The sequence below is a fragment of the Ohtaekwangia sp. genome, from assembly GCF_036568665.1.
Taxonomy (GTDB): domain Bacteria; phylum Bacteroidota; class Bacteroidia; order Cytophagales; family Cyclobacteriaceae; genus Ohtaekwangia.
Genome location: NZ_DATCSD010000116.1, coordinates 42,805 through 58,173 on the forward strand (window position 1 = coordinate 42,805; position 15,369 = coordinate 58,173).

12 protein-coding genes are annotated in these 15,369 nt (G+C 44.7%); 5 read left to right on the forward strand and 7 right to left on the reverse strand.

What is annotated here, in order from left to right:
• Window positions 1-70 precede the first annotated feature (70 nt).
• Entirely contained in the window at window positions 71-2,431 is a 2,361-nt protein-coding gene (locus tag VIN08_RS06165; protein WP_331961801.1) for an ABC transporter permease, read from the forward strand.
• A gap of 121 nt (window positions 2,432-2,552) precedes the next feature.
• Here VIN08_RS06165 and VIN08_RS06170 read toward each other — a convergent pair whose 3' ends face one another.
• From VIN08_RS06170 to VIN08_RS06195, 6 genes are all read right to left on the reverse strand, one after another.
• Window positions 2,553-4,172: an ABC-F family ATP-binding cassette domain-containing protein gene (locus VIN08_RS06170; RefSeq protein ID WP_331961804.1), complete on the reverse strand. Its 1,620-nt coding sequence runs from the start codon at window positions 4,170-4,172 to the stop codon at window positions 2,553-2,555.
• A gap of 185 nt (window positions 4,173-4,357) precedes the next feature.
• Complete coding sequence (mtgA, locus tag VIN08_RS06175; protein ID WP_331961807.1) at window positions 4,358-5,080, reverse strand: monofunctional biosynthetic peptidoglycan transglycosylase; 723 nt, start codon at window positions 5,078-5,080, stop codon at window positions 4,358-4,360.
• 96 nt (window positions 5,081-5,176) lie between these two features.
• Entirely contained in the window at window positions 5,177-5,956 is a 780-nt protein-coding gene (locus VIN08_RS06180) for a hypothetical protein (protein WP_331961810.1), read from the reverse strand.
• Between the two features lie 122 nt (window positions 5,957-6,078).
• On the reverse strand, window positions 6,079-6,237 hold the full coding sequence (locus VIN08_RS06185; protein WP_331961813.1) for an Arc family DNA binding domain-containing protein: 159 nt from the start codon (window positions 6,235-6,237) through the stop codon (window positions 6,079-6,081).
• A gap of 1 nt (window position 6,238) precedes the next feature.
• Window positions 6,239-6,787, reverse strand: a complete 549-nt coding sequence (locus VIN08_RS06190; RefSeq protein ID WP_331961816.1) for a hypothetical protein — start codon at window positions 6,785-6,787, stop codon at window positions 6,239-6,241.
• A 21-nt stretch (window positions 6,788-6,808) separates the two neighbouring features.
• A complete protein-coding gene (locus VIN08_RS06195; protein ID WP_331961819.1) occupies window positions 6,809-7,657 on the reverse strand; it encodes an SPFH domain-containing protein in 849 nt (282 codons plus the stop codon).
• Between the two features lie 125 nt (window positions 7,658-7,782).
• On the opposite strand from VIN08_RS06195, the gene VIN08_RS06200 reads away from it, so the two are divergent.
• Window positions 7,783-8,658: a bestrophin family protein gene (locus VIN08_RS06200; RefSeq protein WP_331961822.1), complete on the forward strand. Its 876-nt coding sequence runs from the start codon at window positions 7,783-7,785 to the stop codon at window positions 8,656-8,658.
• A 21-nt stretch (window positions 8,659-8,679) separates the two neighbouring features.
• Here the strand turns inward: VIN08_RS06200 and VIN08_RS06205 are convergent, their stop codons facing one another.
• Window positions 8,680-8,802, reverse strand: coding sequence for a hypothetical protein (locus VIN08_RS06205; RefSeq protein WP_331961825.1), 123 nt, complete (start codon window positions 8,800-8,802; stop codon window positions 8,680-8,682).
• Window positions 8,803-9,030: 228 nt separating this feature from the next.
• Here VIN08_RS06205 and VIN08_RS06210 point away from each other — a divergent pair, with 228 nt between their 5' ends.
• The 3 genes from VIN08_RS06210 (at window position 9,031) to VIN08_RS06220 (ending at window position 15,333) form a co-directional block, all read left to right on the forward strand.
• Window positions 9,031-11,388: a TonB-dependent receptor gene (locus VIN08_RS06210; RefSeq protein WP_331961828.1), complete on the forward strand. Its 2,358-nt coding sequence runs from the start codon at window positions 9,031-9,033 to the stop codon at window positions 11,386-11,388.
• 5 nt (window positions 11,389-11,393) lie between these two features.
• On the forward strand, window positions 11,394-12,299 hold the full coding sequence (locus VIN08_RS06215) for a DUF4249 domain-containing protein (RefSeq protein ID WP_331961831.1): 906 nt from the start codon (window positions 11,394-11,396) through the stop codon (window positions 12,297-12,299).
• Window positions 12,300-12,378: 79 nt separating this feature from the next.
• A complete protein-coding gene (locus VIN08_RS06220) occupies window positions 12,379-15,333 on the forward strand; it encodes a hypothetical protein (RefSeq protein ID WP_331961834.1) in 2,955 nt (984 codons plus the stop codon).
• Window positions 15,334-15,369 lie beyond the last annotated feature (36 nt).

The following is a 15,369-nucleotide window of genomic DNA, read 5'->3' on the forward strand; positions in this document are numbered from 1 at the left end:
TGTAAAAGGCCCGGTACACCCTGTGCAACCTTTGGCTATTTCAGTGGTCTTATATTCAAACTGCTAGCGCATGATCAAAAATTATCTCCTCATCGCCATCCGGAATATATTTCGGAACAAGCTCTTCTCAACAGTCAATATCCTCGGCCTTGCTTTTGGTATTGGCAGTGCACTGATCATTTTTCTCTGGGTAAATGATGAACTGAGCGTTGACAAATTTCACGCGAACGGTGATCGTTTATACAGGGTAATGGAGAACCAGACATACTCCGATGGAAAGATGTATACCTTCTCATCCACACCCGGCCCGATGGCGCCTTTTATCAAAGATAAATTTCCGGAGATAGAGAAGGCCACGCGGTGGAGTTGGCAGATGACGCAGTTGTTTCAATACCAGGATAAATCTTTTTACGATGAAGGTTTTTATGTTGACCAGGATTTTATAGAAATGTTTTCATTCCAATTTGTAGCGGGCGATGTGAAGACTGCACTCAAGGAAAAGAACTCGATCGTGATCAGTGAGAAGATGGCAAAGAAATATTTTGACAATGCTGATCCTATCGGAAAAATACTTACACTCAATACAAAGACTGCTTTTACGGTAACAGGTGTTGTAAAAGATCTTGCTAAAAATTCATCGATACAATTTCAATACCTGATACCTTTCCAGGTATTTTTTGATGATAACAAAAGCTGGCTCGATCAATGGGGCAATAATAACATCCGCACATTTCTATTGCTGGCGCAAGGCACCGATGCTGAAGCGTTTGGTAAAAAACTCAGAGGCGAGATCAAAGAGCATGAGAAAGAAACGAATGTAGAATTATTTATTCAGCCGTATCGCGAAGCATACCTGTATAATGATTTTGAAAATGGTGTGCAGTCGGGCGGACGAATTGAGTTTGTGCGCATCTTCTTTATAGTAGCTGTATTTGTATTGGTGATCGCCTGTATCAACTTCATGAATCTATCAACGGCACAGGCAACGAAACGTGCTAAAGAGGTAGGGTTGCGCAAAGTAATCGGGGCAGTACCCGGTCAGTTGTTCCGGCAGTTTATGGGCGAGTCGTTTATAACGGTATGTGTATCCGCCACCATTGCTATGCTGTTGGTATATCTGCTTCTGCCGGTGTTCAACGAGATCATTGGGAAATCGCTCAGTTTAAATCTGCTGGATATAAAAACGTTACTCATCTTCGTTGCCATCATTGTGTCCACCGCATTTATAGCAGGAAGTTACCCGGCATTATTTATATCCGAGTTCAAGCCTGTGCAGGTATTGAAAGGACAATTAAAGAGTGGCAGCCGCGCAGCGTTCTTTCGCAAAGGACTGGTGATTGTTCAGTTTACATTTTCGATTTTCCTCATCATTAGTACTGTAGTCGTATTTCGCCAGATGAATTTTATGGAGAACCGGGATGTAGGTTTTGAACGTGCCAATCTTTTCTCCGTGTGGCTGGAAGGAGATATACCCAAAAAGTATGAAACATTCCGCACGCGCCTGATGAGCGAGCAAGGTATAGAAGCCGTTACAGCGTCCAGTCAATTACCGATTGATGTAGGGAACTCTACTTCCAATCTACAATGGGAAGGTAAAGATGAGAACGAGCGTATATTGTTCTCGAACATGGATGTCGACTACGAGTTTATTCAAACCATGCGCATGCAAATGGCCGAAGGACGTCCGTTCGATCGCAGTCTCGTTACGGATACCAACAACTATATTGTAAATGAAAAAGCAGCAGCCAAGTTTGGTTTCAAGAATGGTACTGCCGGGCAAGACCTCACCATGTGGGAGAAGAAAGGAAAGATTGTAGGCGTAGTAAAGGATTTTAATTTTGGTTCGCTGCACAGTGAAATAGAACCACTCGTTATGCGCGTAAACGGTGGCTGGCGTAATTGTTTATTGGTGCGTACCAAGCCGAATGAAACAGAAGCTGCTATACGCTCCGTTGAAAAGCTCTGGAAAGAATATGCACCGGCTTATCCGTTCAAATATACTTTCCTCAACCAGGACTGGGAGGAGTTTTATAAAGCTGAAGGCCAGCGCGGCAAAGTATTCAACACACTGGCTATACTTTCTATTTTTATTTCTTGTCTCGGATTATTCGGTCTCTCAGCGTTCTCGGCAGAGCGCAGAACTAAAGAGCTCGGCATACGCAAGGCAATGGGTGCCACCGTACCCGGACTGGTACAACTGATGAGCCGCGAATTTGCTATGCTGGTATTGATCGCTGCATGTATAGGCTGTCCGTTGGGGTGGTATTTTATGGATCAGTGGCTGGAAGGCTATGCCTATCATGTGGAGGTGGGATATATTACATTGATAGCCGCAGCTGTAATCTGTCTGCTGATCTCAATGTTTACCATTTCGTATCACTCTATAAAAGTGGCTGCTACCAATCCGATCAAGAGTCTGCGCTACGAATAGTATTACCGTATAAAACAAAAGCATCTCTGAATGTGAGCCGGGTTCTTCCGGCTATTCAGAGATGCTTCTTATTTTCTGTCTATACTATATCTCTGGCAGGAGAGGAATATAGTAATTATTCTTACGCGTAGAGTGCTTCTTTTTGCTCCGCTACTTTATCACTCTCGATATACTCATCGTACGTCATCAGCTTATCGATGTAACCGTTTGGAGTGATTTCGATAATACGGGTGGCTACCGTCTGCGTAAACTCGTGATCGTGCGAAGTAAACAATATAGTGCCCGGGAACTCTTTCAGAGCGTTGTTGAACGCAGTGATCGATTCTAGGTCGAGGTGGTTGGTTGGCTCATCGAGCATCAGCACGTTGGCACCGGCCAGCATCATGCGCGAGATCATGCAGCGCATTTTTTCTCCTCCTGAAAGTACATTGCACTTCTTGAATACTTCTTCGCCTGAGAATAACATTTTGCCGAGGAAGCCGCGGATATATACTTCATCCTTGTTTTCTTCTTCTGCAAACTGACGAAGCCAGTCAATCAGGTTATCGTTCGATTGGAAGTACTGCTCGTTGTTGTTCGGCAGGTAAGCAGTAGTGATGGTTTGCCCGAATTTAAACTCACCAGCGTCAGGTTTCAGTTCGCCCGCCAGTATCTGGAACAGTGATGATATAGCAAGACTCTCTTTGCTAAGTATAGCGATCTTATCGCCTTTGTTTACATAGAAGTCAAGGTTCTTGAACAGCGGAGTACCGTTGAGTGAATAACTCAGGTTCTCCACTTGCAATATCTGGTCGCCCGCAGTGCGTTTCTGCTGATAAATAATAGCAGGATAACGGCGGGTAGAGGGTTGTATATCATCTACGTTGATCTTCTCCAGTAATTTTCTGCGACTCGTAGCCTGTCTTGATTTGGAAGCGTTGGCACTGAAGCGCGCAATAAACTCTTGCAGTTCTTTCTTCTTCTCTTCTGCTTTCTTATTGGCAGATGAACGTTGCTGTAATGCCAGCTGACTGGACTGATACCAGAAGGTATAGTTACCGGTATATAATTTAATAGCGCTGAAGTCTATATCTACAATGTGAGTACATACCGTATCGAGGAAGTGACGATCGTGCGATACAACGATCACAGTATTCTTGAACTCCAGCAGAAAATCTTCCAGCCACGTAATCGTGTTAATGTCAAGGTCGTTGGTAGGCTCATCGAGGATGAGTATATCCGGGTTCCCGAAGAGTGCTTGCGCCAGGAGCACGCGTACTTTCTGGTTACCGCTCAATTCCTTCAGTAACTTGTAATGGTCGTCTTCCACAATGCCCAAACCGCTTAACAGTGCTGCTGCATCCGACTGAGCATTCCATCCATCCATCTCGGCAAATTCAGCTTCGAGCTCAGAAGCGCGAACGCCATCTTCCTCCGAAAAATCAGGCTTGGCATATATAGCATCCTTCTCCTGCATAATGCTCCACAGTTTGCTGTGGCCCATCATTACCGTATCCAGCACCGAAGTTTCATCGTATGCGTGGTGATTCTGGCGAAGCACGGCCATCCGTTTACCGGGCTCCATGCTGATGTTTCCGCGGGTAGGATCGATATCTCCGGCCAGAATTTTCAAAAACGTGGATTTACCGGCACCATTGGCACCAATAACTCCGTAACAATTACCGGAGGTGAATTTGATATTCACTTCATCGAAAAGCACACGCTTTCCGAACTGGAGTGATATGTTATTTGCTGCAATCATGTTGTTGAGGACAAATCAAGCTGCAAAGATAAGGAAAAGACTGATGCGCCCCGGAGAAGATCGATCAGGGGCGGATTAATTTTGCTGCAATCGAAATAACCGGGATTAGCTGAAAGCTTAACGTTGAAAGCCGAAAGAAAATGTACGTCTCTTCAAGCTTTCCACTTTCTGCTTTAGGCATCTATTCAGTGCCGGTATCCTTTCTTCTCCTCGGTTTTTCCTTTCAGCAGTGCATCAATATCGTCATCGCCTCGCAGGTAGTTCATTTGAGAGACGATCCAGGTGGCGCGCCTTTCCATATAGGGCGATGGAGGATTTACTTTATACTTCTTGGGGTTCGGTAAATTTGCCGCGATCAGTGCAGCCTCGCGCTGTGTGAGTTTGCGTGCAGGTTTTTTAAAATAGTAATGAGAGGCAGCTTCAATACCAAATACACCACGACCCATTTCAGAAACATTCAGATATACTTCCAGTATCCGCTTCTTGCCCCAGATTTTTTCAATCATGAAAGTAAAATAGGCCTCAAGTCCTTTGCGTGTCCAGCTGCGACCCTGCCACAGAAAAACATTTTTGGCGACCTGCTGGCTGATCGTAGATCCTCCACGAATAGCAGAAGCTTTTTTACGATCGTTATACTTAATCGCTTTCTCTATACTCTTCCAATCAAAACCGTTGTGTACCGGAAACAACTGGTCTTCTGATGACATCACCGCCAACGGAGCGTTGGGCGACATTTCTTTCCATGCTATATAGTCACGCTTCAATCCATAGCCCGAGCCCCAGCTTACCAGTTGTGTGATGGTGATAGGAGGGTCTACCCACTTTAATAAAATAATATATACCAGTTGTGCGAGAAAGAGTATTACAAATATCTTCTTTAGTTTATGTCCGATCTTCTTCCAATTCATACTTGCTCTACGCCCCTAAATATATACGGCCCGGAGAAATATAGTATATCTGCTCCAGGCCATACATATACAAAATTATAGTGTGTAACGTGTCTGTTAATTCAATTCTTTCAAAGCTGCTTCCAATTCTGTCTGAAGTTCAGGTTGTGGAAGCGTGCCTTTCAAACCAGTCACCAAAAAGTTGGGTACTTTCTCTGATCGTGAAATTTTACTTTTGATCTCGCTGATCATTTCAAGTGCGTTGGTCTTGCCATCGAAGTCGGCCATGCCTTTTACTTTCTCTTCCAGCGCATCCCACGAGTTGATCTTTTTCACTTGCTCCACGCGTGTAGTCGCTGCCTGTGTGTGCTCAGCGGTTCTGCCAACAATGCAGGCATTGTACTCATCAATGATCTGGAGTAATTCTTTTTTACCATATGTACCTTCATCAATGCGTGTTGATACCGAGGCGCAATCATCGAAGAAGCGCGTCATCATTTTTTTGAAACTCAGGTTCGGTACTTCTGTTCCTTCGCCATCGCGCTTCAGCAGGAAGCGGCCATCGTACGAAGTCTGGTTCTCTTGCTGAAATGCAAAGAGTGAAACATAACCTTCTTTGAGAAGCTTCATGAAAGAATATCCGTTCGGACCTTTTACCGGTTGATATTTTTCTCCTTTCAGGGAAAATCTTTTTACCTGGAAGATGGGAATGATCTCTTTCTTTTTATCGGCCTTTGTTACCTGTACTTTTTTATCCGGACCGAAGACGAGTTGTTTTACCGTACCGGTAATAGAGTCGCCCTTGGTGGTGATAACATAATCCTGTGCAGATACACATTGATAGGCCAGCATCAGAATCAGGAATAAAAGAATGTGAATGATACCAAAAGTTTTCATAGGTTGTTTATGGCTACTGAAAATGAGTTACGGTGCTATACCTGGCGTGTGCAGTGAGCGTGTGGTTTAGGTTGCAGGGGGCTGTCAACTCGAAATATAAAAGGAATTTATGAATACCAGGTTTAACTTTTGGATTTCATACGGTTTGCATCCTTCAATGCTTTATTAATGATCCACTCAAGTTGCCCGTTGGTGCTGCGAAACTCATCGCCAGCCCACTTCTCCACTGCTTTTAAAACTTCAGGATCAAGCCTCAGAACAAAAGGTTTTTTTTGCGCCATGCTACTCGTTTGATTGATTTTCGAACAGACGCCTGATTGCCCTATCGAATGCTTCCGGATTTTGTGTGCCGATCAGCAACTTCCGGTTCCCCGAAAGTACAAACCGGATATATACCGACCCCTTGATGATCATGCTGCGCGAATTTCTGAAAAGATTTCGGTGATAGCCAATACCACCGGTTTCTACAATATTCTTTTTCCGATGTATCTCGTACGATACAATTTCTCCTTTCACAATTACGCGCCAGGTATACCGGTTGGGAAAGAAACGATAATGTATACCTTCGGTATCGATATATACCTCCAGTTTTACCGAGTATAGCATCCACGCGACCAGGCACCAGCAGAGCAATGTAAAGAAGAATAATCCCAGAAGGGTGGCATCATTCATAGGCCGGTCGCCCCACGGATGCCGAAGCACCAGTTGCTGATATATACCGCTGCCAATAGGTATAAATGTTACCAGCGTGAAGGGTATAAAGATATACCAGATCCACCGGCTTTCGCGGAACATCTGCACTTCTTCAAAATGTCTGCGCACGTGTGCCATACTACAGGCTATAGGTATAGATCAATGATTGAGTGTGCCGGTATTTACCACCGGGCTAACATCTTTCTCTGCACAAAGTACCACCATCAGGTTACTCACCATCGCGGCCTTGCGTTCTTCATCCAATTCTACGATCTGTTGTTTAGAGAGGTGCTCCAGCGCCATTTGCACCATGCTCACAGCACCTTCTACAATTTTAAAGCGGGCAGATACTACAGCAGCAGCTTGTTGTCTGCGTAGCATAGCACCGGCAATTTCTGGCGCATACGCCAATGAACCGATGCGCGCTTCCACTACCTGTATACCGGCAATGTCGAGACGGTTGCGCAGGTTTTCTTCCAATGCGTGGTTTACTTCATCGTTGCCCGAGCGTAACGTGATCTCCTGCTCATTATCAAAATTATCGTAGGCATATTGACCGGCTAATCTTCGTACGGCTGCATCGCTCTGAAGTTTTACGAACGACTCATAATTATCTACTTCAAAATTAGCTTTGAAGGTATCGTGTACCTGCCATACAAGTATAACACTGATCTGTATCGGGTTACCGATTTTATCATTCACTTTGATCTTGTCGCTGTCGAAGTTTCGCGCGCGAAGCGATACTGATTTCTTGCTGAAGAAAGGATTAGCCCAATGAAAACCATTTGTCTTTACGGTGCCTTTATACTCTCCGAAGAGTACCAGCACCATAGAGCTGTTGGGGTTGAGAAAAAAGAAACCGGGCGTAATAAATAAGAATGCTACAATGAAAAGTATAGCAACTGCACTGCTCTGTGCCATGGCCACCATACCAAATATGACTACCAAGATTGCTACGACCAGCATCAGATATCCTGACACCGGGTTGAAGTCCTTTTCTTTTTTCATAAGGGTGATATTAAAATGATATCATAAAGATATTGAATTGATTTTTATAACGCAAATGCTCTGGATAGGTTGGCCGTTGCAAAAGAATTTTTCTTGGATTTACTTAGCGCCCTGAAAACCGCTGTATGGTAAATTATAACCCCAAAACCTGGATAGCTCTCATTCTGCATTCGTATAGCCGCCATGTATTAAAGACTATGTTACCAGCCATTCTGGTAATGGCGATCTTTACCGGAGTTTCATGCTATATTATTCTCGATTATTTTGAGTTGAAGCCTTCCGAGTTTCCGGGCACCACTACGGTGCACTCTTTACTAGGTATAGTGCTGGGTTTATTTCTTGTGTTTCGTACAAACTCTGCGTACGATCGCTGGTGGGAGGGAAGAAGACAATGGGGCGGAGTAGTGAACAGCTCGCGCAACCTCGCGTTGAAACTGAATGCATACCTGAGTGCCGATAATCAGGAAGATCGTGCTTGGTTCGCGCGAATGATCCCCAACTTTGTGTTTGCCATGAAAGAACATCTGCGCGCAGGAGTAAAGATCGGAGAGCTGGATGTAAATGAAGCGGAAGCCAGTGCGTTAGAAAAAGTAGAACACAAGCCTAACAAGATCTCGGCTATGCTCTATAGTAAAGTAAATCAGTTGTATAAAGCCAATGTTCTTACGGGCGATCAACTCATCAACCTCGATAAAGAATTGAAAGATCTCATTGATCTGATAGGAGCCTGCGAGCGCATCAAGAATACACCTATACCATATTCGTATTCGATGTTTATCAAGAAATTTATATTCATCTATATCGTTACGCTGCCGTTCGGGTTTGTAATAACCTTCGAATACTTTACCATACCCACCGTTATGCTGGTGTCGTATGTATTATTAAGTGTAGAGTTGATTGCAGAAGAGATCGAAGACCCCTTCGGCAAAGACATTAACGATCTGCCTACAGATGAACTGGCCAAGCGTATTAAAAAGAATATACACGAGATTATGCGTTAGTTATTAGCGCATAATGCTTCTTTAAAGTATGGTGCTGATGATAAAGTAAATAATGATCATCAGGATGAGCGAGGCATACATGATGAGGTCAACCCGCACATAGGGTTTATACTGTTGATATAATTCTTTGATTCTTTTGAACATAGTGTAATCTCCCCGGATACAATTTGCCTGCAGGTGTCGCAAAGTTATTAACAATAATTTTTCATGCGCACGGCAACAAATATTTTCTTTTCCCGTGCTAGTAAGCTTCCCCTGCATTGCCATCACACATTGGCGCTGTGTGACCATCGAATATTTTTTTGAATGAGATAGGGGGTAATCATTACCTGATTGTCTTGAACGCGAATGACACAAACCCCTTACTATACAATGATTCGATTTTTGATTGTTACAACAATGTTAGTCTTGGCAAACTTCATAGCCCGATCGCAGGACAAAGTTACCCTGAATGGTTACGTGAAAGATGCAGACAATGGAGAGGAGCTAATCGGTGTAACGGTATACATACCGGAACTAAAAGCAGGTACTGCAACCAATGCCTACGGATTTTATTCGATCACCGTACCAAAAGGTACGTATGAGATACAGTATAGTTTTATAGGCTATACCATTCAAAGTGCAACAGTAGAACTGAAGTCAGACGTTACCAGAAATATAGAGTTGGCTGGTGAAGCGCAGATCATCAATGAAGTGGAGATCTCTGAAAAACCACTGGACGATAATGTTGTAGCGGTGCAGATGAGTAAAAATACACTCAACATCAGCCAGGTTAAAAAATTACCAACCCTCTTTGGAGAAGTAGATATCATTAAAAATGTGCAGATGCTTCCCGGTGTTATCTCGGCAGGCGAAGGTACCTCTGCATTCTTTGTGCGCGGTGGTGGTGGTGATCAGAACCTGATTCTGATAGACGAGGCTCCTATATATGATGCTTCTCACCTCGGTGGTATGGTTTCCGTTTTCAATGCCGATGTTATAAAAGAATCCGAACTATATAAAGGTGGTATACCTTCACGCTTCGGTGGTCGCTTGTCATCTATACTGGAAGTGCGCACCATTGATGGTAACAATAAACGCTTTGGCGTTACAGCCGGTATAGGATCCATGGCAAGTCGTGTAATGATCGAAGCACCTATCAAAAAAGAAAAGAGTTCATTTGTACTGTCGGGGCGCACATCCAACCTCGGCATGTATCTGAAAGCTGCCAACACCGATAACAGTATAAATTTCTACGACCTCAACGGTAAAGTAAACTGGCGCGCCAATAACAAGAACCGCTTCTTTTTATCAGCCTATACCGGTCGCGATAAAATATCTTTCTCGGGTGGCGATATAGGTTTTGGCTGGGGTAACTCTACCGGTACATTCCGTTGGAATCACCTCTTTAATGAAAGACTTTTCTCGAACACTACACTGATCGCGAGCAACTTTGATTACTCGTTCGAGATCAAAGACCCGGTGCAAGGCTTCAAATGGACTTCCAGTTTACAGGAGGTAAGTTTGAAGAACGACCTGACTTATTTTATCAATGTAGATAACGAACTCACTTTCGGCTATCATCTTTCCGGAAGACGGTTCTCTCCGGCCACGATTGATCCTAACTCAGACGAATCCATCTTTACACGTACGGTGTTTGACAAAATGTATGCGCTTGATCACGGACTATATATCAGCAATCAACGCCGTATATCCGATGCACTTACGGTAGATTTGGGCGTGCGTCTGTCGATCTTCCAGAACATGGGACCCGGCAAAGTATATCTCTACGAAGACCCGAAAGACAACGCAGACCCTACACGCACAGATTCGTTGCAGTATAAGAGCTGGGAGTCTATCAAGAACTATATAAACTTCGAACCACGACTGGGTGTACGCTATGCGCTCACCGAAACACAATCACTAAAGTTCTCTTACAATCGCATGGTACAGAACACACACCTTATTGCGGCTGGTACCGTGCCGCTGCCTTTCAACACATGGAGTCCGAGCGGATATTACCTGAAACCTCAACTGGCCGACCAGGTTGCGTTGGGATATTTTCAGAACCTGAAGAACAATATGTATGAAGCTTCTGCCGAGATATACTATAAGAACTCGCAGCATGTAACCGACTTTGCCGATAACGCAGAGATACAGTTGAACAAAAACCTGACAACCGAATATCGGCAGGGGCGTGCGTGGGCGTATGGTGCCGAGTTTATGGTAAATAAAAAAGAAGGTCGCCTTACGGGTATGGTAAGCTATACGTGGTCGAAAGCACAGCGCAAGATCGATGGTGTAAACGGTGGCCGCACGTATGCTGCCAATTACGATCGCAGAAATGTAGTAAACATCAATGCCGCGTATGAGTTGAACGACAAGTGGACGTTTGGCGGATCGTTTACCTATAGCACGGGTCGCCCTACAACGGTGCCTTCCGGTAAATATGAATATGGCACCTATCATCCCGATGTAGTTACTGAACGCAACGGTTATCGCTTGCCGGCCTTTCATCGCCTCGATCTTTCCGCAACGCTTAACCCGCGCAAGAACCTGAACCGGAAGTGGAAAGGACAATGGGTATTCTCGATCTACAATGTATATAGTCGCAAGAATGCCTTTACCATCTATACCCGTACCAAGCAAGACAGTGATGGCAACGTGATTGGCGATGGCACCGAGAAAGAAGCCCGCATGGTATATCTCTTCCCGTTCATGCCATCGGTAACCTATAACATTAAATTCTGATCATCATGCGAAGTACATTCTTAACAACACTATATACTCAACGATCTGTGCGCGCTATGTATACTTCACTGAAATCAACCCCCCGTGTGTTGCTCTTCTTATTGCTGGTAGTATTGGTTACTGCCTGCGAAGAAACCGTAGTGCTGAAGCTGGATAACAACGCTCCGCGCGTTGTTATAGAAGGGCAGGTAACAAACCATGCATCGTATCAATATGTAAAAGTTTCCAAGTCGGCCAGCTTTTATACCAGCGGGAAAACACCGCGTATTACCGATGCAACCGTAACGATAGCAGACGATCAGGGTAACACGATAAACTTTGTACACAACCCGCGCAACCATGCCGACTCTGTTGGATACTATCTGCCGCAGCCGTCATTTATAGGGGTGGTAGGCCGCACCTATACTCTTACGGTTGTGGCGGAAGGACAAACCTATACGGCACAGGATAAACTGAATCCGATTACCACCATCGAAAAACTGGAGTATCGTATTGATGAAGATGAAGAAGCTGATCCGGAAGATCCGGGAAGGTTCTATGAAGTGCTGATGTATGTAAAGGAACCGAAGGAGACAAGAGATTATTATCTTTTCAAAACCTTCCGTAACGATTCGTTAACACTCGATAGTGATACCGATATATACTATGCGGATGATGAGCTGGTGGGAGAGAATATAGATGGTTTTCCGTTGCCGGTATTCTTTAGCATGAACGATAAGGCAAGAGCCGAAGTGTTCAGTCTCTCGCGCGAGGCCTATATCTTTTACCGCGACCTCGATAAGCTGCTGAACAATGACGGAGGTATGTTTGATCAACCCGCAGCGGAGCCGCGTACCAATTTATCGAACGGAGCGTTAGGGCTTTTTCAGGCCAGCGCAGTTACGAGCAGCGAGATACGTGTGGGCGAGTAACTTTGATCATAATTAGGACGCAATAGTTTGCTTTTCACAAAAGGGAGTTTCATATTTCATCAGGTAAATTATTTTCCGGATGAAAAGAATACTTCCTTTTGTGTTAATCCTGTTCTCAGTTGTTGCCTCTGCACAAACCACCGTTCTGGAAAATAACCCCACGAGCCTCCGCTGGTACCAGGTAAATACACCACATTTCCGGGTATTATTTCCAAAAGGATTTGAAGAGCAGGCACAGCGCATGGCCAATACGTTGGAGTATATTCACGACCCCGAAGCGAAGTCACTGGGCACACGCCCGCGTAAGATCTCGGTAATTCTGCAGAACCAGTCGTCTCTGTCAAATGCCTTTGTGTCTATTTTACCACGCAGGTCGGAGTTCTATACCATGCCTCCGCAAGACTATAATTTTATTGGTACGAACGACTGGCTTAACATGCTGGCTTCGCATGAGTACCGACACATCGTACAATATCAACATGCTACCCGTGGATTCAACAGGTTATTCTATTATCTCTTTGGTACACCTACACTGGCAGGCATGGCGCAGGCCGCAGCACCTCAATGGTTTTGGGAAGGTGATGCCGTTGTAACAGAGACGGCATTTACCCACAGTGGCCGCGGTAAAATTCCCAACTTCAACCTGATCTTCCGCACCAATATACTGGAAGGCCGCACCTTCAACTATCACAAGCAATACCTGCGTTCGTATAAACATAATATACCTAATCATTATGTGCTGGGCTATAACATGGTGAGTTACCTGCGCAGAAAAACGAACGATCCGGAGATATGGGGAAAGATCACAGCGCGTTCGTGGAGCGTTCCCTTTATACCCTTTGCCTTCTCTAATGCTATCCATAACAAAACCGATATGTATGTTACCGGGTTGTATAGAGACATGGCGGCTACGTTGCGCAGCGAGTGGCAGAAGGAGATCGATCAGTTAAAGCTTACTTCGTTCGATCGGGTAAATATTCGCAGGAGCTCGGCCTATACCGATTACTCCTATCCGCAGCCGCAGGATGATGGCAGTATACTGGTAATGAAATCAGGTATAGGAGACATTGAACAGTTTGTGTTGTTAAAAGACGGACAAGAGAAAAAAGTCTTTACTCCCGGTTTCATCAACGATGCGGGTATGCTTTCCTCTGCCTATACTTCCGTGATCTGGAATGAATACGGTTATGATCCGCGGTGGCTGGTAAAGAACTTTTCACTCATTAAAATATACGATTACAAAACGAAGCAGAAACGCGTGATCGGTGGTAAGCATGAACGCTACGGCAGTGCTGCACTCTCACCAAAAGGCGATCGTATTGTTACCGTTCGTTCTGATAACAGCTATCAAAACACGTTGCTTATACTCGAACTCTTTTCCGGCAAAGTGCTGAAAGAGTTTGATAACCCCGACAATAATTTTTACTCCATGCCCCGCTGGTCGGATGATGGCAGCTATATTATCGTATTAAAATCTTCCGGCAAGGGTAAAACCATTACGATGATTAATGTGGAGACTGGTGAGGCGACTGATCTTTTCCCGGCATCGTACGAAAACTTTGGTCACCCGGTGCTATATGGTAAATATGTATTCTTCAATTCGCCCGCCAGCGGTATCGATAATATATATGCTGTTGACCTCGAGAGCCGGCAGCGCTACCAGGTTACTACCAGCCGGCTGGGCGCGTATAACCCTTCCGTTACAAAAGATGGCAAGACTATATACTATAACGACCAGACACGCGATGGCCTGGATGTAGTAAAGATACCGTTCGATCCGGCCGCGTGGCAACCGGTAAATAATGTTGTGGTGGATGATACCGAATATAAACACCTGGTAGAGCAGGAGGGAAGACCTTTGCTCTTTGATAGTATACCGCAGCAGACTTTACCGGTAAAGAGATATTCAAAGCTGAAAGGCATCATTAACCCCTATAGCTGGGGAACCTTCCTGGAGACAAGCCTTACGCGTGCCGATTTTGGTGTGACTTCGCGCGATATACTCAGCACAACGACTATTACCGCAGGCTATACCTACGATATAAATGAGCGTGATGGCTTCTGGCGAGCCGGTGTAAGTTACCAGGGATTGTTTCCCATCGTTGATGTGAATGTTACGAAAGGAAGTCGTTCTTCAACAGAAGATGCATTGCAATACTATAGAGTTGTTGGGAAAGACACTGCGCTGGTAACACAGAAGCCTAAATTTCAGTGGGACGAAGAGAATGTAGAGGCAGGTCTGCGTATTCCATTGGTCACAACAAGTTCACGATTTTACGGAGCGGTAAATATAGGCAACTATATAGGGTATACATCGGTAACCAATTTCAGGAATAATATAGATGGTGGAGGGAGATTGTTTCCGAGCAACTATCCGCAATACTTTTTCCGCGATTACCTGGATCATGGCAACCTGGTATATAATCACTTCAGCTTGTCGGCACAGCGCCTGATGAAGCGGAGCAGGCGCGACATCAACAGTAAATGGGGACAGGCATTTTTTATGCATGTACTCAACACGCCCTATGGTGGCGATTACTCCGGAAAGCAATTTTCATTTTATGGTACCGGATACTTCCCCGGTCTTTTCAAACATCACTCACTGTATGGCTACTGGGCGTATCAGTTTTCCGATATAGGTTCGGTAAATCTCAATACCGGTGAAGGGTTGAATAATTATACTTTCAGAAACTGGGTGCCATTGCCGCGCGGACATTCTATTTCAAGATTCCGGAATTTCTATTCGATGGCCGGTAATTATACTTTTCCGTTGTGGTACCCGGATATAGCCTTGGGACCGCTGTTAAATATTCAGCGCGTGCGTGCCAACCTGTTCTTCGATTACGGGTATGGCTCTACGGCATTCCCTACACGCGTGATAAGCCAGGAATATGTTTCAACGGGAACGGAAGTAAAGTTCGATATCAATGTGATGCGCTTTCTTCCGCAGATCGATATAGGTTTCCGTTATTCCTATGGTATCCGACCGTCTGTCACCAAGTTCGAACTGCTGATAGGTACATTTAATTTTTAGGATTCAAAAAATCCTTGAAAATCGCCTTTTATACCC